This is a genomic window from Pseudomonas sp. R4-35-07 (assembly GCF_003852235.1).
In the GTDB taxonomy this organism is placed as follows: domain Bacteria; phylum Pseudomonadota; class Gammaproteobacteria; order Pseudomonadales; family Pseudomonadaceae; genus Aquipseudomonas.
Genome location: NZ_CP027732.1, coordinates 2,944,074 through 2,970,008, shown reverse-complemented (window position 1 = coordinate 2,970,008; position 25,935 = coordinate 2,944,074). Strand labels below are relative to the sequence as shown.

Below are 25,935 nucleotides of genomic sequence, written 5' to 3'. Positions count from 1 at the left end.
AGCGCCCGCCCGAGTTCGCACGCACAGGCACGCGGCTAACGCCCCGACACTTGCGCAATCTGCGCCTGGGCCCCACGCCGTTTGCGCGCCTGGGTGCAACGACCCGCCTGCTGAGGACGCTTGCGGTACAGGTTTTGTAACAGAGGCAATGGCAGGCCGCTGGTATCAATCAGCCACTGCTGCAGCATATCTGCGGCGGGTTTGCCCTGCAGCGCCTTGTGCAACTCGGGAAGCCCCACCAGCATGCCGGGGTGGCATTGGCGCAGGTAACCCTCAAGGCGCTCGCCATGATGGATGAAGGGCGAGAACAACAGGCAAGTCAACTGGCCCTCGTCCAGGCCGAAGAACTCCTGGGCATAGGTCGTCGACAATACGCGCCCATCGTGGCCGCCCAATGCGTCGATCAAGGTGTCTGGAATGTGTCGATGGCTCATCGCGTCTCTCGCCTGCCGCACAAAAGCCTCGACGCCTTCGCCGTAGGACAGCTCACGCAGGCATTGGGCCTGCAACCCGTGCAGATGCGCCATGAGCAACGGGTTGGGATAGTCAGGATGGCTGAAGTGAAAGTCGAACGGGTCCGGTTTGTGGGCCAGGAACTCGGTGAGCAGCGGTGACGAGGCAACGTCAACCTCGTCGAGCAGGTCGGCAACCCCGATATAAGCCAGATGGCGGTGCCCGCCATGCCCCGGGCTCTGGGCCTCCACGTATTGCTCGCCGTAGAGGTCGCGGTAGCAACCGGTACTCCACTCTTCCATGCGCGCGAACAGAATATTGAGCGACGCGGACTGGCGCGGCGGGACAGCGACACCCGCAGCCAGGGCCGAACGCTTCAGCCAGGCCAGGTATTGGCTTTGCTTGCGCGCAGAATCGCCGCTGACCAGCGCATGCACGCCGCCGTTCCACGCGCTCACACGCTGGTAGAAATCCCCCAGGGCCAGGTAAGTGTCATTGCACAGCGTGGCACGCACATCCCCGGACGTCAGGTGCCCGATCATTAGCCGGTCGCGTTGGTTGACCTCACGGCCGGCGCTGGAAGCGGGCCGCTGATGATTGAAAGGCTGCACCTCCTGATTTTCCACCATCAACACCTCCACCCGAGGGTCATCGTGAAAAAACAGCGCGCTATAGCCCTCATTCAGCCTGCCCAGTGTGGCCTGGGTCATCCCTGCATGCCGCAGCGTCGCCACGCGCAGGTGAAAGGTCTTGGGCGTACGGCCGGCGATGCTCAACTGTGCCGCGCGCAGCAGCGCCAGGGTATAACTGCTGACTTCGCCGCCGCCGTGGGCGATCAATACTTTATAGTTACCCACATGTTCCATGCCGCCTGCCGCCACCACGATTCGCTGGATCAACAATTGAAGTGCAGTCCGTTCGGCACGCGTGAAGTGCCCCATCAAACGTTGCAGAACTTGCTGATAAACATAGTTCATGGCTTGTTCGTGAATTGCGCTCATTGTTCTACTACCTGAGTTGAAATATCAGTTTCAAGCAACTCTGTGACGTCGTTGCCTGACCCATTACATCTGTAGGTCTGTCTTGCGCGGCAGGGCATAAGAATGATTAAACATTAGCACCCTGCAACAAAATTACCGGAGCGGACACCTGAGTCGCGGGCACCCCATCCCACAGACAGACGCGCTAACCCGCAGTCGCGTGTGCTCAAGTGGCAACTCCTAGGAATGTTCCGACACTATCCTACAGCGCGTTAACTAATTAATTAGCGAAACCTCCGACAAATAATAAATCACCCACTTAATCTGGCTTCTTGCAAGAAGAAGGGATGTTTCGAACGTTTTTTTCGACGGGCAAGGTAACGCCTCGTTAGTTTGCTGATACAAGACAGTAATGTCGGGCAGCTGATCATTGCTCAATCCTTGAGATGATGGTTAAGCCGCAATTATCGGCACTCAACTAATGATTAATAGATACAGAACCGCGCAGGAAAGCAGTTCAGATGATCTGCGGCGCGAACTTCAGTGACGCCCACACGACAGCGCCGCGCTGGATTTCAGGGCGGCATAAGGGCCAAAGGTATTGTTTGCAGGGCGCAACGCCCTCGGAGTGGCTCAACCCGATCGTGGGTTAAGCCCTGACAAATGGCGCATCTGCTGCATCCGCGCAGACGCTGGAGTATTCATTTGCGAATACTCCTACAGCTCAAACAGCTTCAACCTGCAACGCAACTCGTTCGCGGCACGGGCATTCGTCCATATAGCGGTGGGCTTCGACGAATTGACTGAACGGAAACACCGTGGTTTTCAACGGCACCAGTACCCGGTCGGCAGTCAGTTGGTTGATATCCCGCAAAGCGCGCTGCAACGCCACCTGGTCCTGGATGATGCCCAACTCCGGCTTGCCGGTGAAGTTGCCGATGCAATGCACGAAAAACTGAATATTCTTCTGGAACGCGGCGCAGGCCGGAAAAGGTGTCTGGTTACCGCCTTGCAGGCCATACAAAACCAGGCTGCCACGCGGCGCCAGCACGTCACCGAGCAGCGACATCTGCGGCCCGCCCAGGCCGTCGAACACCACATCGACGCCACGGTCACCCGTGATTTTGTTGATTTGCATGAGCAGGTCCTGCTCTTCGGTGACGATGACCTTTTCCGCCCCCAGCGACAGCAGGTATTCACGTTCCGCGCTGTCTTTGGTCGCGGCAATCACCCGTACCCCCAAGGCTTTGCCCAACTGCACGAACGAAGGCCCGGCGCAGTGGCTGGCATCGGTCACCAACGCAAATTGCCCAGGCTTGACCCGCGCCAGGTCCATGTAGGCAAAGTAGGCAATCAGCAGCGGCGTGTAGTGCACGCTCGCTTCAATGGGGCTCAAGACATCCGGGTAACGGGTCAGGGCCGAACGGGGCAGAACGATCTGCTCGCCATACACCGGGTAATCGTTAGGGCTTTCGGCAGGAAAACTGGCGACCTTGTCGCCCACCGCCAAGTCGTCCACGCCGTCGCCCAGGGCGACAACCACGCCGGCCATTTCATGGCCAAGGCCAGACGGCAGGCGTGCATGGGACGACGCCAGGTTCTGACGCCACAAAACGTCGTACCAACTGATACCAATCGCGTCGACACGCACCTGCACTTCGCCCGGTGCGGGCTGCGCGGTTGCATGCTCTTCGCATTTGAGCACCTCGGCCGGACCAAACTTGTGAAAACGAATCGTGCGGGACATCGCAAACCTCGTCAAAGTAACCTCTAATGCCATGAACTCTATCTGGGCTTTCCCGGTAAGACCACCGGTCGCCATTAATAGTCGACATGTCTGTCATTGATTCCGCATGTGAGGCATAGACCTCAGCTATCGTAGGAAAACTCAATTATCTTGTGCAGAGTACCAGCCTTTCCCCGTAAGATTCATGCCGGTCATGCTTCTGAACGGAACCTTGGAGGTTCTGGATATGGCCGCTCTCGTCAAGTTCGCTGACTCTTCCAGGACACAAGATGAACCGTAACGACCTGCGTCGTGTCGACCTTAACCTCTTGATCGTATTCGAAACCTTGATGCACGAGCGCAGCGTGACCCGCGCCGCCGAGAAACTGTTTCTCGGCCAGCCGGCCATCAGCGCGGCCTTGTCACGCCTGCGCGGGCTGTTTGACGACCCGCTGTTCGTACGCACCGGGCGCAGCATGGAGCCAACAGCCCGCGCCGTGGAAATCTTCGCCCTGCTCTCCCCGGCCCTGGACTCGATTTCCACCGCCGTCAGCCGCGCCGCCGAATTCGACCCAGCTACCAGCACTGCGGTATTCCGTATCGGCCTGTCCGATGACGTGGAATTCGCCCTGCTGCCGCAATTGCTCAAACGCCTGCGCGCCGAAGCCCCCGGCATCGTGCTGGTGGTGCGTCGCGTCAACTACATCCTGATGCCTGGCTTGCTGGCCTCCGGCGAAATCTCCATCGGCGTCAGCTACACCGCCGACCTGCCGGCCAACGCCAAGCGCAAGGTCCTGCGCCGCAGCCTGCCGAAACTGCTGCGCGCCGACAGCGTACCCGGCCCACTGAGCCTGGACGACTTCTGCGCCCGCCCGCATGCCTTGGTATCGTTTGCCGGTGACCTGAGCGGGTTTATCGACGAAGAGCTGGAAAAGCTCGATCGCAAACGCCACGTCGTGCTGGCCGTGCCCCAGTTCAATGGGCTGGGCACGTTACTGGCGGGCACCGATATCCTCGCCACCGTACCGGATTATGCGGCTGAGGCGCTGACCTCAGCGGGTGGTTTGCGAGCCGAAGACCCACCGCTGCCGGTGCGTTCGTTTGAGCTGCACATGGCGTGGCGTGGGTCGCAGGATAATGATCCGGGGGAGCGTTGGTTGCGGTCGCGGATTCAGATGTTTTTTGGCGACCCTGAGAGTCTTTAGGTGTCGTTGGGCAGGCAACTGATCGGGCGACAGTTGCAATGTCAGGATCTGTTGCTTCAGCCGTTCGTAGAGACCTTGCTCGCTATTCACGACAACTCCGTCGGTTGCTTCCCAGCTCGCCCCACCCCTTTACAGCCTCGGAATTGCCCCAGTCCCGCGACTGGGGCGATAAGGCCGTCACGCCCTCTGCAGCACTCAGGAGGCGTCGATCCAGATGGTTTTTATCTCGGTGTATTGGTCGTGCGCCCAGATGGATTTGTCCCGCCCACCGAACCCCGACTCCTTGTAACCACCGAAGGGTGTAGACGCATCCCCCTCTCCAAAACAGTTGACGGTCACAATGCCGGCGCGGATGCCGCGTGAGAGCTTCAGCGCATTACGCAGGTTGCCGGTATACGCCGACGCTGCCAAACCATAGGCCGTATCGTTGGCCAGCTTGATGGCTTCATCAAGGGTATTGAAGGTGGTGACACTTAGCACAGGGCCGAAAATTTCCTCTTGGAACAGGCGACTGCTACGCCCTACTCCGTCCAGGATGGTCGGCTCTACGAAGATATTGTCAACAGTATTGCCGCCCGCCAGAACAGTCAGCTTTTCGTCCTTGGCATGCTCGATGTAGGACCGCACTTTCTCAAAATGCGCTTTGCTGACCATTGAGCCCAAGCGGTTGTCCGGGTCAAGTGGGTCGCCCATTTTCCAGTCTTTGAGGTGCACCTGAATACGCTCAAGCAACGCTTCCTTGATATCGGTATGAACGAGCAGGCGCGAAGACGCCGAGCAGTTTTCGCCCATGTTCCAAAAGGCACCGTTCACCACATGCTGCGCGACTTGGTCAATATCCTCGGCATCATTCATCACCACCGCTGGGTTTTTGCCGCCACATTCCAGCACGATGCGCTTGAGGTTGGATTCACTGGAGTACTTTAGGAAAATCCGGCCCGTATCGGTCGAGCCGGTAAAGCTGACCATGGCCACGTCACCATGCCGGCCCAACGGTTCACCTGCCTCCTTGCCGCCACCAGGCACCACATTGAACACACCGGCGGGAACACCAGCCTGATACGCCAGCTCAGCGACACGCAGCGCGCTCAGCGAGGTTTCCTTTGCTGGCTTGACCACGATCGAGCAACCTGCGGCCAACGACGGACCGATTTTCCAGGCGAGCATCAGCAGCGGAAAATTCCACGGCAGCACCAGGCCCACTACGCCGATGGGCTCGCGTACCACCATAGTCACAGCGCCCGAACCCACCGGCGCGGTAGCGTCGTAGATTTTGTCGATCAGTTCGGCGTGCCAACGCAGCGTGTGGATTGTCTCTGGTACATCAACGTTCTGGCACTCGCGGATGGGTTTGCCGCTGTCCAGGCTTTCAAGTACCGCCAGTTCGTGCGAGTTGTCTTCCAACAACTGGGCAAAACGCAGTAGCACGCTTTTACGTACAGCAGGTGAAAGACCCTGCCAGCGTGCATCTTCAAACGCTGCCTTGGCTGCCGCCACCGCCACGTCTACGTCCTCGGCATCACAGGCCGAAATCTCGGCCAGTACGTCACCGGTGGCCGGGTTGGTGGTGGTGAACGTACGGCCTGATTTCGCGCTGCAAAACTGGCCGTCAATGAACGCCTGAGTGCGAAACTCAAGCTTGCCGGCCAGTTCGCGGTAGGCTTCTTTACTCAGCAAATCGGCCATTTCAAGCACCTCCCACAATGTGTGCAACGTTTTGTTTAAGCGTTTGGATCACCGCCTTCAGCGCCTGCTTCTCGGATTCTTCCAACGCTTGCAATGGCGCGCGGACACCACCGGCACGCAAGCCAATCAGCTCACTGCCATGTTTGATCGATTGCACAAACTTGCCGCCTTCAAGAAAGTCCATCAACGGCAGCAGGGCCGACATGATGCGACGGCCTTTATCGAAGTTCTTTTCAATCACGCAGGCCTCATACAGCGCAACGTGTTCGCGAGGAATGAAATTAGAGCTGGCGCATACCCAGCTGCGAGCGCCCCAGGCGAAGAACTCCAGGGCTTGATCATCCCAACCGCACGAGATCTGGATCGAAGGATGGGCGCAGGCCAGGCGATGCAGGCGATTCATTTCCCCGGAGCTTTCTTTGATCGCTTCAATGTTCTTGCACTGCGCAATCGCTTCGAAGAACTCATCCCCCATGGCCACCCCCATACGCGCCGGGTAGTTGTAGAGCATGATGGGCAGGCCTGCTGCCTTGTCTACCGCCAGCACATGGGCGGCGATTTCTTTTTGGGTGGGCAAGGCATAAGGCGGCGAACCCACCAGGATCGCATCTGCCTTGATCGCTTTCGCTTGCTCAGCGAAATACACCGAATCCTCGGTTCTGATCCCGCCGGTGCCGACAACCAGCGGCAGACGACCTTGCAGGACACTCTTCGCACGTTCAGCCACCGCCAGACGCTCAGCAGGCGTATGAGCGTAATACTCGCCCGTGGAGCCGCCGATAATGATGCCGTGAACCCTGGACTCGACCAGGTATTCAAGCACTTCATCAAAGGCCGAGTAATCAACTTGACCATCCGAAGAGAGCGGAGTTATCGCGGGGGTAAAAATGCCGTCAAAGTTCATGCTGTTTTCTCCAGTAATTCCAAGGGTTGATCCAGGGGTTGCTAATTCAACGAGGCGGCTTGTTGCAGGTTGAGTGACCGCGTTTCAGGCGCCAGCACCCAAGACAACACCAGCCCCACCAACGAAATGGCGGCGGCGACATACATGGTTTCGGCGATCCCTAACTTGCTCAATGAAATCGGCACCAAGTAAGTGCCCGCGGCGGCGCCGATGCGTGAGAGCGACGTGCCTACGCCGACCGCAAATGCGCGAATTTCTGTGGGAAACAGTTCATTGAGATAAACTCAGCTTTCTCGACCGGCGCGGTACTGCCCCCATTTAAGATTTGCGTTGACACCCAACGAGAGAAACGGCTGCGGCGGGTTACTGTTCGGCCCGGGTGCGTTCAATAGAAAGTCGATCCGTTCATCACGTTGGCCCGCGAGCCACTCGGCAAGCAGTTGCCCTGTCACTGTGCCGCGGGTCACGCCTAGGCCATTGCAACCCAACGCCCCATAAACGTTGGGGGCCAACTCACCAAAGAAACCGTTGTGGTTTCGAGTCATGGCCAATGCACCGCCCCAGGTGTATTCGAAATTGACGTTGGGCAACATGGGAAAGCGTTTATCAAACGAGGCTTTATGACGGCGTATGAATCGCTCGTTATATCGACTGTCGCTGCGGCCGTCGGGATTAAAGCTAAAACTGTTTCTGATCAGTAAGCGGTTATCCGGTGTACGCCTGACGGTGGTCCCAAATGGATCAGCTGGGATCGCGCCCCAATACGGTTTTCCACCGAGTTGTGCCTGCTCTTCTGGCGTCAATTGCCGCGTAATACTGCCGTAGGTATAGATGGGTAGCATCCGGCCCCTGAGGAAACCAAAGCGCATGCCAAATGAGTTGTTCGCGAGGATCAGCTTGTCGGCGGTGATACTTCCATTGGCATGTTTCAGTACGGTTTTCGCACCGTACTCAACTTCGAGAATCGGCGTACGCTCATACAAGGTCACGTTGGCTGGCAGATGGTCAGCGAGCCCCTTGACCAGTGCCGATGGCTGAAGCAGAACGGCACCTGGCGTATATAAAGCTTTGCGGTAGAAGTGCGTACCCAGGTGATGAGGCAGCTCATCTTGCTCAATCATTTGATAAGGCTGATCCAACTTATCCAGCCCACGCCGATAGGCTTCGAGTACCGCGATGCCGCGGTCCTCCACGGCCGCCTGATACTTGCCGCAGGCCTTCATCTGACAGTCGATGCCATGTTGATCGACCAAGTCGCGCAGAATGGATTGCCCCGCCAGATTGAGCTTCAGGCTGGTCCTGGCAAGGGTGATGTCGCCGATGTAATCCTCTGCCCCAATATCATGGGGCAGATCGATAGCGAACCCGGCATTCCTGCCGGAGGGCCCGAGACCAACCTCCTGAGCCTCAACCAGTACGATCTCGTCATTCGGAAAACTCATCGCCAGTTGCCGGGCTGCCGCCAGCCCGGTAAAGCCCGCACCAACAATCACCCAACGGGCAGTACTGTGTCCCTGGTGGGCGGGCTTAGGCTTACGCGGGCGGCTTAAATGAAACCAGCCACAGCTATTATCGTCGGCGGGTAACGAGGTAACTTTCATAATAGTAGGACCGTAAAGTTGAATGCATTACCGGGTCCAACACAACACAATGCGCAGGACGCAATAAACTGAGTAACTAACCGACGACACAGCGGCAAAACGCGTTTCAAAAACCTGCCGCAATTGCATAGCGTTCCGAATTGCTAAAGTCGCTGGAATAGTAGTTATCCCGGAACGTCATGGGCGGCAGGCCGAACAAATCCTTGAAGCGCTTATAAAAGTGCGGATAGCTGACAAAACCGGTAGCGAGTGCCACGTCCGTCAACGAGCGATTACTTTGAATAATCAGTTGGCGGGCGCGGGTAAGTCGCAGTTCCAGGTAATAGCGGTTGGGCGCCGCGTTTAAATAGCGCGCAAATCTGCGCTCAAGCTGTCTACGCGAAACCCCCACGTGGCTGGCGATTTCATCGATTTCCATGGGTTCTTCAATGTGGTTTTCCATCAGGGAGACCGCAACGTTCAGAGGGCGAGGTACCGGTTTAACCAAGCTGACAGCACCTAGGGTTACAGTATTGAATTGAGGCTTTTTGGGTTGATGTACACGTTTGATTTCATCCACCAGATCAGCATCGCGCAGTGAGCTGAGGTCCTGCATGATTGCCAGGATCATATCCAGCGCGGATGAAGCACCAGCGCACGTCGCGCGCCGCTGGGTAAAGGTGTATTCGGACTCCCCCGTTTTCACTTGGGGGTAATACTCGTTTATCAACGCACAACTATCGGCATGACAGGCGCAATCCTGGTCATCGAGCAAGCCCGCATCGGCCAGGTAAAACGCAGCATTCCATACACCAGCGACGATGCCCCTTCCCCCTGCCGCCTTTTTCAATGCGCGGCGAATGGTGGGGTTGCTGGACAGCCTTACCCGCTGGCCACCGATAACCACAAGTGCATCGTGATTGATTTTTTCAACGTTCAAACGTTCCGAGGACAACGGTATGCCGATATCACTTTCAACCAGTCCGCCCAAGAGCGAATACGTCGATACTTTGTAGACGGTATTACTGTTGATCAGATTGCCGGTCGCCAGCGCGTCCATCGCTGTTGAGAGTGCGGTTAATGAAAAGTGGTCGAGCAAAATGAATGCCACCCGTACAACTTTTTCATGACCGACCGAGTCGGTAGTTTGCCGAAACCCAATATTCTGGAACTTCAACGAGCTTTGGAAGGTATCCATTATCTTCGCCACCTGATCACTTTATTACGTAAAACAAACGCAGCCGGTCCCGCGTACGGCCAGCTCAATCGAGCTGGCAGCACTTTCCTTGCTGTTTTCTATTGCTTGGCTGCGGCGCGCGCGTCACTCAACCAACCATCGTATTGCGCCTGGTGAGCCTTGATCCATTCGGCCGCATGGCGCTTGATGTCAGCGAGTGATTTCTCACCCTTTTGCATGCGCAGGTTCTGGGCACTTTCGTCGTCCGTGGTGATACTGACTTCCGACAGAAACTTGCGAGCCACCGGGTTCTTCTCGGCAAACTCTTTGTTCATCACAGCGTTAACGGTATCCACCGGGAAACCGAGATTTTTGCCCTGATAAAAGGTGTCTTTACTGTCTTTGCCATCAGGCAACGAGGTGAACGGAACCGGCAGCCATACAACGTCGCGCCCTTCCACCAGCACGCTGGAGATCCATTGCGGCACCCAGGTGAAATACAACACGGGTTTGCCCTGCTGGAACCTGGCGATAGTGTCTGCCATCAGCGCGAAGTAAGAACCCCGGTTGTCCACGACGGTTGGGCTCAGGCCATAGGCTTTCATGTGGTATTCAACCATCACTTCGCAGCCCCAACCGGGGTTGCAGCCTGTCATGTCTGCCTTGCCATCGCCATTGGCGTCGAACAGCTTGGCGATCTCCGGCTTCTTCAAATCCGAGAGATCCTTGATGTTGTATGCGTCGGCCGTTTTCTTGTCGATCATGTAGCCCTGCAGCACGCCCTTCATGACCTGGCCAACTTTCACCATGGTGTCGTCGCCGCCGCCTTTCTTATAAAAGGCAGCGTGCAGGTTCTCCCACTCATGCACGGTGAAATCCGCATCGCCATAGGAGAGCGCCAGGAACATCGCGGGATAATCAACTTCCTTCGGGGCCTTCACGTCATAGCCAAGGTCTTTCAAGCCTGCAATCGCCACCTCACCGCGAAAGCGCTCTTCAGCGATAGTCGGGAAAATAGGCGTGATGGAAACACCGTCACCCGGTTTGTTTGCATCAGCGGCATACGCTGCCGAACATGCAGTTGCACCCAACATGGACGCCATCAGCGTCGCGACGACGGTTTGCTTGAGATTTGCAAGTTTCATATTTCACCACGCTTGAATTTATAGTAGGTGAGCAGGTGTGCTTAGTTAGTCACTGGGTGTGCTACGTTCTTTTTCTTCTTGAATTTCATCACTAGGCCAACCGGCCCGGTTTCGTACCAACGCTGGCCGGTTGCCAGATCACTGCTGCGCTCACCCATCGCTTGGGTCAAACGATCGAGGAAGACAGCCAGGAGTACCAGGCCGGCACCGCCGACGCTGGCCAGCCCCATGTCCAGGCGGCCGATGCCGCTCAATACCATCAGCCCAAGCCCGCCAACGGATATCATCGAAGCAACGACGACCATCGAAAGTGAAAGCATAAGTGTCTGGTTCAATCCGGCCATCATGGTCGGCGCCGCAAGGGGCAGTTGGACCTTCAACAGCATCTGGGTGGCGGTGCAGCCAAACGCACGTGCGGCTTCGACCTTATCGGCGGGTACCTGGCGAATGCCCAAGTTGGTCAGGCGCACCAAGGGCGCAACCGAGAAAATAATCGTCACGATGACGCCTGGAACGTTACCGATGCCAAACAACATCACCACAGGCACCAGGTAAACGAAAGCGGGCAATGTCTGCATCGCGTCCAACACCGGACGCACGATCACTTCCATTCGGTCGCTGCGGGCACAGAGGATGCCCAGGGGAATACCAATAACCGCACAGAAGAGTAATGAAGTCAGGACCAAAGCGAGAGTCACCATGGCATCGGCCCATACACCGATCAAGCCTAGTCCGGTCAATGTAGCGATACTGAAAATTGCGATTCGTTTACCGCCGATCTGCCAACTGATCAATCCGGCGATAAGAATGAATACTGTGGGGGGCACGGAAAGCAGGCCCCACTGAACACCATCAAGCACTTGGTCAACCGGCCATCGAATCGAGCGAAAGACTTCCCGAAAGTTATGTACCAGATAAGTCAGCGTCGCTTCAACCCAAGCGCCCAATGGAACAGTGAAACTTTGGAACGGGTCTAAATAATTAAAGTCCGACATGATACTTCCTCGCCCTCAGAACTTGAGACTGCTCTGATTATTCAAATTAACTATTATTCAGGCAGCTCAGAAGATGGCCTTGGGAAATCGAGCCCTTATACAGGCCAACTTCATCCACCACCGGCATAGGCGTTGCGGAGGCCGCGACGATATGCAGAATCTCTCTGAGCGAAGCTTCTGCTTTTAGGGGGGTGTGACGACCAGGCTCATAGGTGATGCTGGTGTCCTGTTGAGCGATATCGCCCGCTTTCAGGATTCGACTGGTGTCGAATCCATTAAAGAAATCGCGCACGTATTTATTGATGGGGTGGCACAGTAACTCGCGCGGTGTACCAATTTGCACCACCCGACCGCCTTCCATGATTGCGATGCGGTGGCCGATCCGTACGGCCTCTTCAATGTCGTGGGAAATGAAGATGATGGTGCGGTTCTGCTCGGCCTGAAGCTTAATCAATTCGCCCTGCATCTCGCTACGAATCATCGGGTCGAGGGCCGAAAACGCCTCGTCCATCAACAGGATCGCCGGGTCATTGGCCAGGGCACGGGCGAGGCCGACGCGCTGTTGCATGCCGCCGGAAAGTTGATGGGGAAAGCTGAACTCCTGACCAGCAAGCCCAACCTGGGCCAGCGCGCCCATGGCGCGGCAGTAGCGTTCTTTCTCGGCGACGCCGCTGATCTCCAAACCAAAGCTGATGTTGTCGATGACGCTCATGTGCGGCATCAGCGCAAAGGATTGAAAGACCATGCCCATGTCTTTCCTGCGCACTTGCAGAAGGTCTTTATCCGCCAGACCGGTGATTTCCTTACCATTCAGAAAGATTGAGCCACTGGTGGGTTCAATCAAGCGGTTGAACAAGCGGACCATGGTTGACTTGCCGGAGCCCGACAGCCCCATGATGACAAAGATCTCGCCGCGGCGGACGGAGAAGTTCGCATCAAAGACGCCAATAGCTTGCCCGGTTTTTTTAAAGACCTCTTCTTTAGAGGCCCCATCAGCCAGCAACTTCATTGCAAGGTCCGGTTGAGTGCCGAATACCTTATAGACATTTTTGACGGAAATGATTTCGTCGGAATCAGTCATGCCTTGCCCCTTCGTGTTCAGCACTATTCGCTTTAAGCGATGCGCAAACGATCGAAAATAGTTTTAAACGGCAGCGGGAATGAATAGAGAGTTTCACGACGGGTTTCCTTTTATTATTTTTTGGCCCCTAGGAAAGAGGGATGTTTCAAATTTAGTAGTAACCCACCGTCAATTCCAACTACATTTACAGGGACAATTGGATAACGTCGGGTTATAGATCGTCTCAAGCGGACAGTTTTCTTGCTGCGGCGCACAGGAACGACCCGTAATGTCTCAAAAACGACCTGCGCACCGTTTTTACCGCCTGGCTTCAGTTACTCTCGCGTCGCTTCGCTGGGGAGCGGCTGCATGAGGAGAACGTAAGGATGTCAAAGCATGTCGACCCTGACAGCATTCTGCTGAAAATGCCGTCGTTGAGGGCCGTGAAAGCGTTTGTAGCGGCTGCCAAATACGAGAGCTTCACCCTCGGCGCCGAGGCGCTTTGTGTTTCGCAGGCGGCTATCAGCCGGCAGATTCGCGAGCTGGAGGAGTACCTGGGTGCGCAGCTTTTCAACCGCGTAGGGCGTGCTGTCGAACTGACTTCTGCCGGGGCAGTGTTCTTTGATGCCGCGCAGCTGTCATTTGTAAACATCGCCCAGGCAGCCGAGCGAATCCGCAGCAGCCAGTCCTCCAAAAAAATGCTGACCGTCTGCTGCTCTCCCGCCTTTTCCGCCCTATGGCTGTCAGACCACCTGCCTGAATTCATCAGACAAAACCCCGGCATTGAGTTGAACCTGGTCACGACGCAGAACTTCCTGACCATGGAGCCCGGGGTACAGCCGGACGTCTTCATTACCAAAATGGCCCGTGTCCGGGACGACTATAAAAGCTACCCGTTGTGCCATGACGTGATCTATCCCGTTTGCAGCCCGCAATTTTTGGAGCAACACCCGGAAATCTCGACGATCGAAGGCCTGAGAGACTCAGCCCTGCTGAACCTGAGCCCCTACGGACGATCCCAGGTAGCCGAGCACGTTGACTGGGGTGTCTGGTTTGCCTTTCAGTCGATTGACATTGATGACCGCCCGCAAGACAGCCCCCAGATTTTCAATGCCAACGACTACAACTTGCTGATCAGCATGGTGCTGACCCACCAAGGTATCGCCCTGGGTTGGAACCACCTGGTTACCCGGCTGGTAGAGCGTGGGGTGTTGGTGCGGCCGATCCAGCAGCAAGTTCAGCTGCGCAACAGTTCGCACTACTTAAGCTGTCGAGAAAACGCCGAGAACGAAGATGAGCTGCGCCGGTTTCGTGAGTGGCTCCTGGCCAAGTTCCCCCGCTGACGCCGCATGCCTTAGAAGCAGAGTCGTCATTTTTGTTATCGATTGCCCTACGAAAATGTTGCTGGAACGGTGAGCCCTCGCTGGATCATCGTGCAGCGACACCATAATGATTTTCGTAAGGAATGCCCGGGATGTCACTGTTCGAATTTTGTCGCGATTTCGATCTCCAACAAGCACCCGCCCACACGCAAGCGATACTCAGAAACAGCCTGTTGGATATCGTCGGTGTGATGGCCGGTGCGGCATCCAATGACACCAGCGAGATAATGCGCAGCTATGCACGCCTCCACTACCCCGGTGGTGTGTACACCAGTCGACTGATGTTCGATGGCCAGCGCGTCAGTATGCTTGGAGCCGCCTGGGCTGGCGGATTTTCCGCAGACAGCCTGGACGCTCACGAAGGGCACTTCAAATCCAAAGGGCACGCCGGCGCAACGGTGGTTCCGGCGTTGCTGGCCCTGGCCGACGCATTGCACCACAACGGCCAGGAGATCAGCGGGCACGAACTTCTTTCGGTGCTGTGCATTGGCTATGAAACCGCGCTGCGCGCTGGCACTGCATTGATGGCAACCTCACCCACCTACCACGCTTCTGGTGGTTTTTCCGCCATGGGGGTGGTGTGTGCTGGCGCACGATTGCTTGAGTTCGATGAGCCGACCTTTCGGCACGCATTGGGCATTGCCGAGTATTTCAGCGCACGCTGCCCAATGATGCGTGTGGTGCTGGCACCGACCATGTTGCGCGATGCACATGGAGCAGGCGCTTACGTTGGCTTGAATGCACTGTTGATGGCGCAGGCAGGCATGACCGGTGCCCCTGCGGATATCGTGGAAGACCCAAGTGTCGCGCCGCACTGGGCGGATATAGGAAACCGCTGGGAAATCGATAGCCAGTACTTCAAACCATGGCCCGTATGCCGATGGGCACAACCCGCCTTGACGGCAATGCTTGAATTACAGCGCCAGCATCCCGAAGTGAGCGCGAGCACCCTTGAAACAATTCGCGTGGAAACGTTCTTCGAATCGATGTGCCTGCAGGGCCATACCCCACGTAACGCAGATGAAGCCCAATACGCGTTGGCGTTTCCGCTGGCAGCGCTGATTGTGCGAGGCAAGCTGGGGCCTGATGAAATCACGGGGGGCTCAATCACCGCCCCCGATATTCTCTCGCTGAGTTCACGCATCGAGATTGTCGAAGCGGCGGATATTTCCGCGCGTTTCCCGGATGAAATTCTTTCCAGACTTACCCTTACCTTGAAAGACGGTACGATCATCGTCAGCCCTGTGACAGCGGCAAAAGGTGATCCGCACACCGCGATGACGGCCGCTGAGCTGGATGGAAAATTCGACCTGTTCAGTAGCCATCTTGGAGTTGAACGAAGCCTTGCGGTGAAGCACGCGATTCATTCATTGGGTCAGGCGCACTCAGCCATTACGACGCTGGAGCCTATATTTTCAAGCGTTACGCATTCCGAGGAAGCGGCTGATCGATAACCTGGAATTATTGATTGCCCCTACGAAATGTCGTTTGCGGGCGTCGCGACAGCCCCCTAGGCTGTCATCTATCTAAAAAGGCCGTGAAGTTATTGCACCGCCATTAAGCAGGCAACCGATGCCGAACTTTTAGAGCACTATAAAAGTCACCGTTAAAGGTGAGCGCTCACGTTATTTATCCTGGGAGGATAAGATGGATAATAAAGAAACCGTGTTTGACCTGATTGCCCAACGTAAACCATGGCACTCACTCCCGGGAAAGCTCTATAGCAGCGAAAGCGTCTATCGCCAGGACCTTGAGCAAATTTGGCACAAAGACTGGATCTTCGCCGGACACACGTTTGAACTGGAAAAGCCCGGTCAGTACTTGACGCTGCAAGTGGGTGACTACCCGGTGGCCGTGGTACGCGGCAAGGACGGCCAGGTGCGAGCATTTCACAATGCTTGCCGTCACCGTGGCGCCAAGATTTGTGAAGCCGACCATGGCAAAGTCGCCAAAATGGTGTGCCCTTACCACAAGTGGACCTACGAGCTGGACGGCAACCTGCTATTCGCCGGGAACATGGGGCAGGATTTCGACAAATCCGAATACAACCTCAAAAGCGTTCACTGCGAAATCGTGAACACCTTTATTTATGTGTGTGTCGCGAGCAAAGCACCGGATTTCGAACACTTCCGTACCGCCGTGACCCCTTTTGTCGCCCCGCATAACCTCGATGACTGCAAAGTGGCCTTTGAGTCCAATATCGTCGAGAAAGGCAATTGGAAACTGGTCTTCGAAAATAACCGTGAGTGCTACCACTGCGACGGATCTCACCCCGAGCTGCTGCAATCGTTCGTGGACAACCTTTCCGTGGGCGGCACCAGCGGCGACGACGACCCCGAGCTTTCCGCTTACTGGAACAAATGCGAAAAAGCCGGCTTGCCGAGCCGCTTGGTGATGGACATCAAAGGCCAGTTCCGCATGACCCGCATCCCATTGTCCAAGGGCGCGGTGAGCTACACCATGGACGGCAAGCCCGCGGTGACCAGCCGCCTGGATACCACCGGCGAAGCGGATATCGGCGCACTGCTGTACTTCAACTATCCGTCGACGTGGAACCACTTCCTGGGGGACCACGCTCTGAGCTTCCGCGTGCTCCCCATCAGCGCGACGGAAACCTTGGTGACCACCAAGTGGTTGGTGCTCAAAACTGCCGTAGAAGGCGTGGACTACGACATTGATCGGCTGACAAAGGTATGGATCGCGACCAACGATCAGGACCGCACTCTGGTAGAAGGCACGCAGCGTGGTGTGACTTCACCCTCTTATGAGCCAGGCCCGTATTCCGAGACCGCAGAGACCGGTGTCTGCCAATTCGATGATTGGTATTGCGCCACCATGATGGAAAGGATCAAGGGGCCTATCCCCTTGAAGTCTGTCGGATAAGAACGATGCCTGATGGGTAAGCCTTTCAATACAGTCGTGCATTGAAAGGCTTACGCCTTAGCAACTTGCCCCTTCCTCCTTCCATGCCTCAGCGCAGTCGCTGCCAGGCCTTTCTTCGTGTGCCTGTTTGGGTGATTCAAATGACTACGTCATCGTTAGCGATCAACGCCAATTACGGCGAACGGATGTCAACCCGTATTGCTTTCCTGATCGCAGGGCTTGTCATGTCGGCATGGGCGCCCTTAGTGCCGCTTGCCAAGGCGCGCACGGGGTTGGACGAAAGCGGGTTGGGGCTTTTGCTGTTGGGCCTGGGCGTGGGGTCGATTGTTGCCATGCCGTTTGCCGGGCACCTCACCGCACGTTACGGCTGCCGCCCAGTCATTGTGTGTTCCACTGCGACTTTATGTGTATTGCTTGTACTGTTGAGCAGCCTCAGTTGGCTGCCGGGCCTGGCATTGGCCGTAGTGCTGTTTGGCGCGGCTATGGGCATGCTGGATTGCGCGATGAACATTCAGTCCATCATTGTGGAAAAAAACAGTGGCGAGGCACTTCAGTCGGGGTTCCATGGCCTGTACAGCGTCGGAGGCATTCTGGGTGCCGGCGCGTTGACTGCATTGTTGAGCATGGGATTAGAACCGGTGTTTTCTGTGCTGTGCGTCGTCATCGTGGTAATGGGGTGCCTGTATAAAGCGATTCCAAGTTTATTGACCTATGGAACCGAAAAAGACGGCCCGATCTTTGCAATCCCAAAAGGCATTGTCTTTTTACTGGGCGCGCTGTGCTTCATCGTTTTTTTAACCGAAGGCGCAGTACTGGACTGGGGTGCTGTCTTTCTCGTATCCAGCCGGAACATGGAGCCCACCTTGGCCGGCTTGGGTTATGCCAGTTTTGCGGCGGCGATGACCCTGGGACGGCTGACAGGGGATGCCCTCGTACGCAGATTCGGCGGCGTGCTCGTGGTGGCTTATGGCGCAATGATTGCTGCCACCGGCATGCTCGTATCGCTTGGATTCGAGGGCTGGCCCGCCTCGTTACTGGGATATGCATTGCTCGGCGCAGGATGCTCGAACATTGTTCCCGTGCTGTTTACCGCAACCGGAAAACAGGACCGCATGCCCCAAAGAGTCGCCATACCGGCGGTTATCTCCATGGGCTATGCAGGAATTTTGATAGGCCCGGCGGTGATCGGTTTCGTTGCCCATATGAGCAGTCTTTCATTTGCGTTAGGGGGCCTGGTGTTTCTTCTACTATTTGTGAGCGCTGCCGCGCACTGTCTGCGCGTGTGATCCATCATCAACCAACTGAACGTTGAAGTAGAAATACTCCGATAGCCCCTGTCTTGCGTCCCCCATAGACAGCCGGAATGTATAACACCTGGTTACCAATGTAGGAAAAAGACGAAGGATAAGTCGTCTATTTGGTCTTTACAGTGCACCAACTGGCGAATAAGAATGAACACTCACTCACGCCACCACCCTGATTCATTCAACCTGAAAAATAATTTTCCGGAGAATACAGTATGGCCAGCGAAAATAACGCCACGAGAACTTCCGACGCCTATTGTGCGACATCGGTCAATCGCGCCCTGAACTTCAATCGCGACTACTTTCGCCTCAGGGATTACTATGAGACATGGTCTACTGATTACGACAACGATGTGTCAGAAGAGAACTATTGTGGCCCACTCGTGATCAGCGACCTGCTGACATCGCTGCTTGGCAACGCAGACACAAACAACAAACAACCTCGTAGCGCTTTGCGCATCATGGATGCCTGTTGCGGGACCGGATTGGTGGGGAAAGAACTGACCCAGCGAGGTTTTAGCAACATAGAAGGATGCGACCTATCACCGGCGATGACACAGTTGGCGCGTCAGACTCAGGCGTATGGGGCGCTCTACGGCGGCGTGGATCTGACCGAACACAACACGTTGATTGCGGACAACAGGTATGACGTAACCTTGTGCTGCGGTGCGTTCATCGAAGGCCACCTGCCCATAGAAGCCATTCACGAACTTATTCGCATGACCTCCCCCGGCGGACTTTTATTGTTTAGCACGCGCTGCACGTTTTATGCAGCAGAAAACTTCGCGGACCTGTTGGACAGTTTAGTCGCGGCCAAAAAACTATCCTCTCTACCGTCACTTATGAACGCTCCTTATTTAGATGAGGTACATGCTCACTACCTGGCATTTAGAATTGCCCGATAAGGAGACTGCAGCATGGAAGCCTTAAATCGCATTTCACTTGAAATGCTTGAGTCTATTGATACGCCGCGCGAAGTACGCCGTCTACGTGAAACCTGTATTAAGGACGGTTTTTTTTATTTAACCGATCACGGTATAAGTCCGTCGTTTATCGATCAGGCATTTACTGCGGCGCGACAATTCTTCGAACTGCCGCTGGAGATCAAGAATCAGTTCTCCCAAGACCACCAACAGGTCAGCCCCAAAACTTGTCGGGGTTATGTACATACCTTTGGCGAAACGTTGCACGCGCCTACGGGCCCCGATTGTAAACAGCACTTCGACATGGGAAGGGAGGCCGCCCTGTGTGAAAAACCCTTCACCGGTCCGAACCTGCTCCCAGACGAGCAAACAGCTCCCGCGTTTGCCAAGGCAATGTTGGCCCTGCAGGATCAAGTCATGCACCGCGTGGTGCCTGGATTATTACACGGGCTGGCGCTTGCACTGGGGTTGAACAAGCTATTTTTCGAGCCCTTCTTTTCTGATCCGGTGCTGATCCAGCGCGCCCTGTACTACCCACCCCAGCGCAGTGGCGCGGGCAAACACACGGACAACGGCATATTCACCTTGCTTTTCCAAGAGGCCGGTGATGCCTGCGCGCTACGCGCTTTTTCCCGAGGACGTTGGATCGACGTACCGCCTCGGGGACACGAAGTGGTGATCAACCTGGGGGACATGCTGATGAAGTGGAGTAACGGCCTGTTTACCAGTACACCGCACCAAGTCATTCACCGTGCGGACAACGCCCGTGTATCGCTGCCGTTTTTTGTGTACCCGAATGTGGACGCCAGGTTCAACCCTCTGGGCAGCGACCAGGTCTTGTCGTGCCAGCAAGTCATGCTTGAAAACTTCAACTCAATCTGGGTAACCGGCCAGGGTGCCGGCAGGGCCCGCGAACTCGCATGATTACACCCTCAAGAGGAATCGATATGCAAGCTGCCAAGCCGAAAGTCGGCTTTATCGGTACCGGTAATATGGGCCGTCCATTGATAGAGCGCCTGCTGAACGCGGGGTACGAGGTCCAGGTGCATGATATCGACCCCGCACGTGCGGGCCCGGTGATCGAGTTGGGCGCCGTGTGGAAAGACACGCCTGCGCTGTGCGCCTACACATGCCAGATCGTGGTGACCTGCCTGCCGCTACCGCACCATGTACTGGAAAACATGACCGGCGAGCACGGAGCCCTGGCAGGCATGGCGGAAGGTACGGTGTGGATCGACACATCCACCACCGATTACCACAACACCCGTCATATCGCTGAATTAGCCTGGCAAAAAAATATATTCAGCCTGGAAGCGCCCGTCAGCAACCTGTCACATATGGGCGTGGATTTCGCCAACGTGTGCTTCTACATCGGCGGGGATGAGCGCGGCTATCGATTGAGCCAGACCACGCTCGACACCATGGGCCGCAAGTCTTTCTACGTTGGAGAGATCGGCGCCGGCCAATCGGTCAAGTTGCTCACCAACCTGCTGTTCTACACCGCCACCGTGGTATGGGCCGAGTTACTGGTCATGGCCAGGGCCCACGATATTCCGCTGCACTGGCTCTGGGACTACGTGAAAGTCTCGCGGGGAAACTGCTTTGTCAGCAACCAGTTGACCCCGTTCATATTCGACGCTAGCTACGATCATTCCTGTACGTTGGAGATCACCGTCAAGGACACGAGTCTCACTGAGGCACTGGCCGATGAACTGGGGGTGGCAATGCCGCTGGGACGCATCGTCGCCCAGCGCTATCACCAGGCGGGAACGCTGTTCGACAGCCAGGACAATCATGTAAAAGTGGTGGCCTTGAGTGAGCGGGAAAACGATCTATCCCTCACCCTGCCCGATTTTCATGCACCTTCGCCCTATGGCGCCAACCGCGACTATTGCCACAGCGGCGAAGTGATTGAGGACCCCATGGGCCGTATCACACCAGCCCTCACACCGAAGTTTCATTCAGGCCTGGTATTCACCGACAATAGCAAGATCAAGCTGGCCTCGCACCTAGTGGAGTTCTTGGCCTGCATCAACAAGGTCATCCTCGACGAGGCCTGGCAAATCGGCCGCGCAATCGGTCTTGCGGACGCGCTGATCGAGCAGGTGGTGAACTGGAGTTGCGGCCCCAGTTGGGTTGCCGAACACCTGGATAGCTATGAACCGTGCCTGGACAGTATCGCAGCGGTTGGCGAGCTCCAGCAGGCGCTGCGACTGCCCGTCATCGAGCAAATTTTTCACCAGTCGATTCTGGGCTTTCCCTCCCCTGCCCGCGCAGTCGGGCCGGCATTGCGACAGGGAACGGTCGCACCATGAAAATTACTTCTATCAAGGTCTATCAACTGGATATACCGCTCAAGAATAAATACAGCCTCAGCGGCGGACGACTGCACTATGACTCACTCGACTCCACCATCGTCCTGGTCTTCACGGACAGCGGCTTGGTGGGCGTCGGCGAGAGTTGCCCATGGGGCGCCACTTACTTGCCGGCCTACGCTAAAGGCGTGCGGGCCGGCATCGAGGAATTAGCGCCGCACCTGCTGGGTGAAAATCCACTGCACCTGGATCAGATCAATGCACGCATGGACGTGATGCTACCGGGTCACCCCTATGTGAAAGCTGCAATCGACCTGGCATGCTGGGACATCCTCGGCAAACACTGCCAGCTGCCGGTATATACATTGCTTGGTGGACGGTTCCAGGCGTCGATCGCCTTGCAAAGCAGCATCCCCACCGATGATACAGAGCAGATGACGACCCACTTGGCCCTCGCCCGCAGCGAAGGTTATCGCACCCACTCCTGCAAGGTCGGCATCGGGGTGGAGGAGGATGTGGCTCAAATCCGGCGCCTGCTCGATCAGCGCCTGCCCGGGGAGGTCATCACTTTCGATGTCAATCGTGCCTGGACGGTTTCGGAGGCCGTCGCTGTGATGAACAGCGTGGAAGACCCCACAGTGTGCTTTGAACAGCCCTGCGAATCCTTGGAGCAATGTCGAGCGGTGCGGGAACTGACACGCAACCCGATCATTCTGGATGAGTCCATTGTGACCCTTGGCGACCTGGTACAAGGCCAGCGCCAGAACATCGCCCAACTGATCGGGTTAAAGATTGGCCGCGTCGGAGGCCTGACCAAAGCCCGACAGCTTCGGGACTTCTGCATCTACCACGGCATCCGGATGAATATTGAAGACGTTGGCGGCACCCAGGTCAGTGACAGCGCCGTGATGCATCTAGCGGCCTCGACCCCTGGCCGCCTGCATCGTGCCAGCTGGAATTGCTGCCGACACCATGAGATGCGTGTGGCCGAGGTGGATTTTGAAATCAGCCAAGGCCGTGCCTACCTGCGTGACCGCCCAGGCCTGGGGCTGACGCTTGACTCCCGGCAGTTCGAGCACCCCGTCGCCCAATACGGATAAATTTCACTGTCCTTCCAACTGATCCATGGAGGTTCCATGACCAGCGCCCCTGCTCCGTTGCACCTGGCTCGCGGGTTCGACATCGACCCTTTTGCGTCTTTTACCTTGCCCAGCGAACATTACATCGACAGCCAGCTGTTCGACCGGGAAATGGAAGCGGTGTTTGCGCGTACCTGGCAATACGTCTGCCACGTCTCCGCGCTTCCCAATGCGGGTGACTACCGAGTGCGTGACCTCGGTCGGCGAAGTGCCCTGGTGGTCCGGGACAAGGACGGTACGCTGCAGGCCTTTCATAATGTTTGCCAGCATCGCGCGCATCGATTGGTCGAGGGCAGCGGCCATGTGCCTGGGTTATTGACCTGCCCGTATCATGCCTGGGCCTACAACACCCGTGGACAGTTGATCAGCGCGCGTAAATCCGAGCACCTCAAGGACTTCAGCACGGATCAGGTTCAACTCAAGCCGGTACGCCTGGAGGTGTTCTGCGGTTTCATTTTCATCAACTTCGACTGGGATGCGCGGCCCATGCAGGCCCTGCTGCCTGGGCTCGAGGCATCGATCCGAACCTTCTCGCCAGCCCCGGAAAAGCTGTTCCACGCCTACTCCAAGGAATACAGCGTGCAGTCCAACTGGAAGGTCTCTGTGGAAAATTACTCAGAGTGTTACCACTGCCCGATGTGCCATCCCACTCTCTCGACAGCGACCCTTGACCTGAAAAGTTATCACCTGGCGATCCACGAGCATTATCACGCCCATATCAGCAGCGACAGTGGCGCCAACCAGGGCTATACGATGAAGCAAGGCTCGGCCCGATCGCGCGAATTTGGCGCCTGGTACCTGTGGCCGAACTTTTGCCTGGAGGTCTATCCAGGAGGGTACATGAATGTGTTGCATCATCTGCCGGTCAGCGTGGACAAGACCCTGCAGGTGGTTGAATGGTTTTGCACGGCAGCAACGCCCTCCCGGGAAGAGCAGGAGGTCATCGACTTCGTCGCCGTGATCCGTGAAGAAGATATCCCCCTGTGCGCCAGTGTGCAGCGCGGCCTGAACAGCGACGGCTACCAGCAAGGTCGCTTTATCGTTGACCCGGCACTTGGGGCCAACAGCGAGCATGCCGTGCACGATATTCAGAAAAAAACGCTCACCGCGCTGGGACTGCTGCACACGGACCACCAGTCGTCAGTCTGCGAACGATGAACTCAACCATTCCAGCACCTGGCGAGCCGACAGGTTCAGGGTTTCATTACGCCATCTGTACACGCTCAGGGCTTCAGGGAGGTGTATGGATTCGGAAAAAGGCCTTACCAGATCACCACTGGCGAGCATCTTTTCACTGGTTCGACGCCACCCAAGGGCAAAACCCAGGCCTTCGACACACGCCTGCATCATGACCGGATAACTGTCATAGAACTTGCCCTTGAGTTCTCCGGGCCTGATATGAAACTCCCCCAGCCAGTCGCTCCAGGTGCTCCAGTACTGAGGCGTAGCGACGTGATGCAGCAAAGGCAGATCCACCAAGGTTCGCAAGGTCAGAGGGTGATCGCCCAACGAGGCCAGGTAGCCGGGACTGCACACCGGAAACACGTCATCACTCAAGGTCAACAGCCGGGTGTGATCACCGGATGGGCGACCCGAGGTTTGGATGGCTATATCGAATTTTTCCGCGGTTTCGGTAATAGGTTGGATGGATGCATTAAGGCGAACTTCCAGGTCAGGGTACTTCCTGTGCAAATGCGTGATATTTGGCATCAACCAGTAAAAGGCTTCGCACAATTGAACCTCTAGGACGATTTCACTGTTATCTCGCCCTGACTTCAAGTCTTCGGCGCGTGAAGCAATGCCCAAGAACGCTGTGCGCACCGCGTCGCGAAACTCTGCGCCCGCCTCGGTTAGAAATACGGCGCGATTTCTACGCGTAAATAACGCGACGCCAAGGAATTCTTCCAGGGATCGTATCTGTTTACTGATTGCAGCCTGGGTGAGATGCAACTCATCCGAGGCTTTGGAAAAACTTTCCAGACGCGCCGCGGCTTCAAAGGGAACCAGGCTGGAAAGTGGGGGCAGTGAGCGTTTGAAGTTATCCATAATTTTCATTCCTCCTGCGTAACCATAAGTCACTTTAAATGCAATACGAGCTCAACCAAAATCCTCCAGGTCGATCACATCAGGACCCATCATGTCTGCAACCACAACCGTTACCGCCGCTGAAAACCGACAAAGCATACTCATCGTCGTAGGTTCGGTGTTCCTGTTGTCAGTTTCAGATGCTCTTATCAAGGCCACCAGCGCCGAGACATCGATGTGGCAGCTCTACGTGATTCGTTCGGTACTGGCCATTGGCATGCTCGTCGCCTTGCTGATGTACCGCCGCGGCACAACGCAGCAAAGGCCGCTTTCCCCTTTGTGGATAGGTGCAAGAAGCCTGCTGCTTGCCCTGATGTGGATTGCCTTTTACAGCGCACTGCCCTTCATCAGCCTGACCATAGCCGCATTGGCAATCTATACGACACCTTTGTTTATCGCTTTGTTCTCGGCAGTCACCCTGGACGAGCATGTCACACCGCGCAAATGGGTGGCCATTCTGGTGGGGTTCGCCGGGGTGCTGGTCACACTCGCACCGAGTCAGGCTGACTTCAACCTATGGACACTGCTGCCCGTGCTCGCTGCGATTTTATATGCCCTCGCAGCGGTCGTGACCAAGGGCAAGTGCGCCAATGAGGCGCCCATGCACCTGGCCCTGGCGCTGAATATCGTCCTGTTGTTGATGGGAATGGTCGGCAGCATTGTCGTCGCACAGACTGGCCCTCTCCTGCCGGCCAACGAGGGCCTGCGATTTCTGGTGGGCGACTGGTCGCCCATGGCGATCGGCGACTGGGGCGTGATGGTGGTGCTGGCGATTCTGATGGTACTGGTCAGTACCGGCATCGCCCGGGCCTATCAAATCGGCGAGACCTCGATCATCGGCGCATTCGATTACACCTACCTGATTTTCGCGATTGCCTGGGGGGCGTTGCTGTTCAATGAAGTGCTCAATGGCCGGACCGCGGCCGGTCTGGCCCTTATCCTGATTTCAGGCTTCATCCTGCTGAACAAGCCCACTGCTACGCGCTGAACGCT

The 25,935-nt window shown here is 56.3% G+C and carries 21 protein-coding genes and 1 pseudogene; 11 read left to right on the top strand and 11 right to left on the bottom strand.

All coding sequences use genetic code 11. From position 1 onward, the window contains the following. Positions 1–35 precede the first annotated feature (35 nt). Both C4J89_RS13525 and C4J89_RS13520 read right to left on the bottom strand, forming a co-directional pair. Positions 36–1,454, bottom strand: coding sequence for a hypothetical protein (locus C4J89_RS13525; RefSeq protein ID WP_177413011.1), 1,419 nt, complete (start codon positions 1,452–1,454; stop codon positions 36–38). Between the two features lie 703 nt (positions 1,455–2,157). Next, on the bottom strand, positions 2,158–3,180 hold the full coding sequence (locus C4J89_RS13520) for a zinc-dependent alcohol dehydrogenase family protein (RefSeq protein WP_124362828.1): 1,023 nt from the start codon (positions 3,178–3,180) through the stop codon (positions 2,158–2,160). A 269-nt stretch (positions 3,181–3,449) separates the two neighbouring features. On the opposite strand from C4J89_RS13520, the gene C4J89_RS13515 reads away from it, so the two are divergent. After that, positions 3,450–4,364, top strand: coding sequence for a LysR family transcriptional regulator (locus C4J89_RS13515; RefSeq protein WP_124362827.1), 915 nt, complete (start codon positions 3,450–3,452; stop codon positions 4,362–4,364). Between the two features lie 195 nt (positions 4,365–4,559). Here C4J89_RS13515 and C4J89_RS13510 read toward each other — a convergent pair whose 3' ends face one another. From C4J89_RS13510 to C4J89_RS13475, 8 genes and pseudogenes are all read right to left on the bottom strand, one after another. Beyond that, positions 4,560–6,050: an aldehyde dehydrogenase gene (locus C4J89_RS13510; RefSeq protein ID WP_124414691.1), complete on the bottom strand. Its 1,491-nt coding sequence runs from the start codon at positions 6,048–6,050 to the stop codon at positions 4,560–4,562. A gap of 1 nt (position 6,051) precedes the next feature. Further along, entirely contained in the window at positions 6,052–6,954 is a 903-nt protein-coding gene (locus C4J89_RS13505; RefSeq protein WP_124414690.1) for a dihydrodipicolinate synthase family protein, read from the bottom strand. 41 nt (positions 6,955–6,995) lie between these two features. Continuing rightward, positions 6,996–7,238: pseudogene (locus tag C4J89_RS13500) on the bottom strand (MFS transporter); the annotation flags it as partial. Further along, positions 7,239–8,558: an FAD-binding oxidoreductase gene (locus tag C4J89_RS13495; protein WP_124414689.1), complete on the bottom strand. Its 1,320-nt coding sequence runs from the start codon at positions 8,556–8,558 to the stop codon at positions 7,239–7,241. 103 nt (positions 8,559–8,661) lie between these two features. Next, a complete protein-coding gene (locus tag C4J89_RS13490; RefSeq protein WP_124414688.1) occupies positions 8,662–9,732 on the bottom strand; it encodes a GlxA family transcriptional regulator in 1,071 nt (356 codons plus the stop codon). A gap of 98 nt (positions 9,733–9,830) precedes the next feature. Next, positions 9,831–10,856 (bottom strand): glycine betaine/L-proline ABC transporter substrate-binding protein ProX, encoded by a 1,026-nt coding sequence (proX, locus tag C4J89_RS13485; protein ID WP_164484540.1) that lies wholly within the window; start codon positions 10,854–10,856, stop codon positions 9,831–9,833. A gap of 41 nt (positions 10,857–10,897) precedes the next feature. Next, complete coding sequence (gene proW, locus C4J89_RS13480; RefSeq protein WP_027616458.1) at positions 10,898–11,851, bottom strand: glycine betaine/L-proline ABC transporter permease ProW; 954 nt, start codon at positions 11,849–11,851, stop codon at positions 10,898–10,900. A 46-nt stretch (positions 11,852–11,897) separates the two neighbouring features. Next, positions 11,898–12,932 (bottom strand): glycine betaine/L-proline ABC transporter ATP-binding protein, encoded by a 1,035-nt coding sequence (locus C4J89_RS13475; RefSeq protein ID WP_124414687.1) that lies wholly within the window; start codon positions 12,930–12,932, stop codon positions 11,898–11,900. Between the two features lie 365 nt (positions 12,933–13,297). On the opposite strand from C4J89_RS13475, the gene C4J89_RS13470 reads away from it, so the two are divergent. From C4J89_RS13470 to C4J89_RS13430, 9 genes are all read left to right on the top strand, one after another. Further along, the gene (locus C4J89_RS13470; RefSeq protein WP_003181858.1) at positions 13,298–14,254 is read left to right on the top strand and encodes a LysR substrate-binding domain-containing protein; all 957 of its coding nucleotides are present in this window, start codon (positions 13,298–13,300) and stop codon (positions 14,252–14,254) included. A 131-nt stretch (positions 14,255–14,385) separates the two neighbouring features. Beyond that, entirely contained in the window at positions 14,386–15,747 is a 1,362-nt protein-coding gene (locus C4J89_RS13465; RefSeq protein WP_124414686.1) for an MmgE/PrpD family protein, read from the top strand. Between the two features lie 193 nt (positions 15,748–15,940). Beyond that, a complete protein-coding gene (locus tag C4J89_RS13460) occupies positions 15,941–17,176 on the top strand; it encodes an aromatic ring-hydroxylating dioxygenase subunit alpha (RefSeq protein ID WP_124414685.1) in 1,236 nt (411 codons plus the stop codon). 140 nt (positions 17,177–17,316) lie between these two features. After that, positions 17,317–18,462, top strand: coding sequence for an MFS transporter (locus C4J89_RS13455; protein WP_124414684.1), 1,146 nt, complete (start codon positions 17,317–17,319; stop codon positions 18,460–18,462). 233 nt (positions 18,463–18,695) lie between these two features. Beyond that, positions 18,696–19,385 carry a class I SAM-dependent methyltransferase gene (locus C4J89_RS13450; protein WP_124414683.1) on the top strand — a complete coding sequence of 230 codons (690 nt, stop codon included), beginning with the start codon at positions 18,696–18,698 and terminating at the stop codon, positions 19,383–19,385. Between the two features lie 12 nt (positions 19,386–19,397). Next, positions 19,398–20,327 (top strand): 2-oxoglutarate and iron-dependent oxygenase domain-containing protein, encoded by a 930-nt coding sequence (locus C4J89_RS13445; RefSeq protein WP_177413010.1) that lies wholly within the window; start codon positions 19,398–19,400, stop codon positions 20,325–20,327. Positions 20,328–20,350: 23 nt separating this feature from the next. After that, positions 20,351–21,718, top strand: a complete 1,368-nt coding sequence (locus C4J89_RS13440) for an NAD(P)-dependent oxidoreductase (RefSeq protein WP_124414682.1) — start codon at positions 20,351–20,353, stop codon at positions 21,716–21,718. Further along, positions 21,715–22,818 (top strand): mandelate racemase/muconate lactonizing enzyme family protein, encoded by a 1,104-nt coding sequence (locus C4J89_RS13435; protein WP_124414681.1) that lies wholly within the window; start codon positions 21,715–21,717, stop codon positions 22,816–22,818. The genes C4J89_RS13440 and C4J89_RS13435 overlap by 4 nt, the downstream gene beginning before the upstream one ends. 36 nt (positions 22,819–22,854) lie before the next feature. Beyond that, positions 22,855–24,015, top strand: a complete 1,161-nt coding sequence (locus tag C4J89_RS13430) for an aromatic ring-hydroxylating dioxygenase subunit alpha (RefSeq protein WP_124414680.1) — start codon at positions 22,855–22,857, stop codon at positions 24,013–24,015. On the opposite strand, the gene C4J89_RS13425 is transcribed toward C4J89_RS13430, so the two are convergent. Beyond that, positions 23,998–24,903 carry a LysR substrate-binding domain-containing protein gene (locus C4J89_RS13425; protein WP_124362818.1) on the bottom strand — a complete coding sequence of 302 codons (906 nt, stop codon included), beginning with the start codon at positions 24,901–24,903 and terminating at the stop codon, positions 23,998–24,000. The genes C4J89_RS13430 and C4J89_RS13425 overlap by 18 nt on opposite strands. Before the next feature lie 91 nt (positions 24,904–24,994). Here C4J89_RS13425 and C4J89_RS13420 point away from each other — a divergent pair, with 91 nt between their 5' ends. After that, on the top strand, positions 24,995–25,930 hold the full coding sequence (locus C4J89_RS13420; protein ID WP_124414679.1) for a DMT family transporter: 936 nt from the start codon (positions 24,995–24,997) through the stop codon (positions 25,928–25,930). The last annotated feature ends 5 nt before the right edge of the window (positions 25,931–25,935 follow it).

What these genes read in the sequence shown, in the direction of transcription:
- C4J89_RS13525 (WP_177413011.1), bottom strand. Translation starts at nt 1,454, where the DNA reads ATGAGCGCAATTCACGAACAAGCCATGAACTATGTTTATCAGCAAGTT.
- C4J89_RS13520 (WP_124362828.1), bottom strand. Translation starts at nt 3,180, where the DNA reads ATGTCCCGCACGATTCGTTTTCACAAGTTTGGTCCGGCCGAGGTGCTC.
- C4J89_RS13515 (WP_124362827.1), top strand. Translation starts at nt 3,450, where the DNA reads ATGAACCGTAACGACCTGCGTCGTGTCGACCTTAACCTCTTGATCGTA.
- C4J89_RS13510 (WP_124414691.1), bottom strand. Translation starts at nt 6,050, where the DNA reads ATGGCCGATTTGCTGAGTAAAGAAGCCTACCGCGAACTGGCCGGCAAG.
- C4J89_RS13505 (WP_124414690.1), bottom strand. Translation starts at nt 6,954, where the DNA reads ATGAACTTTGACGGCATTTTTACCCCCGCGATAACTCCGCTCTCTTCG.
- C4J89_RS13490 (WP_124414688.1), bottom strand. Translation starts at nt 9,732, where the DNA reads ATGGATACCTTCCAAAGCTCGTTGAAGTTCCAGAATATTGGGTTTCGG.
- proX (WP_164484540.1), bottom strand. Translation starts at nt 10,856, where the DNA reads ATGAAACTTGCAAATCTCAAGCAAACCGTCGTCGCGACGCTGATGGCG.
- proW (WP_027616458.1), bottom strand. Translation starts at nt 11,851, where the DNA reads ATGTCGGACTTTAATTATTTAGACCCGTTCCAAAGTTTCACTGTTCCA.
- C4J89_RS13475 (WP_124414687.1), bottom strand. Translation starts at nt 12,932, where the DNA reads ATGACTGATTCCGACGAAATCATTTCCGTCAAAAATGTCTATAAGGTA.
- C4J89_RS13470 (WP_003181858.1), top strand. Translation starts at nt 13,298, where the DNA reads ATGTCAAAGCATGTCGACCCTGACAGCATTCTGCTGAAAATGCCGTCG.
- C4J89_RS13465 (WP_124414686.1), top strand. Translation starts at nt 14,386, where the DNA reads ATGTCACTGTTCGAATTTTGTCGCGATTTCGATCTCCAACAAGCACCC.
- C4J89_RS13460 (WP_124414685.1), top strand. Translation starts at nt 15,941, where the DNA reads ATGGATAATAAAGAAACCGTGTTTGACCTGATTGCCCAACGTAAACCA.
- C4J89_RS13455 (WP_124414684.1), top strand. Translation starts at nt 17,317, where the DNA reads ATGACTACGTCATCGTTAGCGATCAACGCCAATTACGGCGAACGGATG.
- C4J89_RS13450 (WP_124414683.1), top strand. Translation starts at nt 18,696, where the DNA reads ATGGCCAGCGAAAATAACGCCACGAGAACTTCCGACGCCTATTGTGCG.
- C4J89_RS13445 (WP_177413010.1), top strand. Translation starts at nt 19,398, where the DNA reads ATGGAAGCCTTAAATCGCATTTCACTTGAAATGCTTGAGTCTATTGAT.
- C4J89_RS13440 (WP_124414682.1), top strand. Translation starts at nt 20,351, where the DNA reads ATGCAAGCTGCCAAGCCGAAAGTCGGCTTTATCGGTACCGGTAATATG.
- C4J89_RS13435 (WP_124414681.1), top strand. Translation starts at nt 21,715, where the DNA reads ATGAAAATTACTTCTATCAAGGTCTATCAACTGGATATACCGCTCAAG.
- C4J89_RS13430 (WP_124414680.1), top strand. Translation starts at nt 22,855, where the DNA reads ATGACCAGCGCCCCTGCTCCGTTGCACCTGGCTCGCGGGTTCGACATC.
- C4J89_RS13425 (WP_124362818.1), bottom strand. Translation starts at nt 24,903, where the DNA reads ATGGATAACTTCAAACGCTCACTGCCCCCACTTTCCAGCCTGGTTCCC.
- C4J89_RS13420 (WP_124414679.1), top strand. Translation starts at nt 24,995, where the DNA reads ATGTCTGCAACCACAACCGTTACCGCCGCTGAAAACCGACAAAGCATA.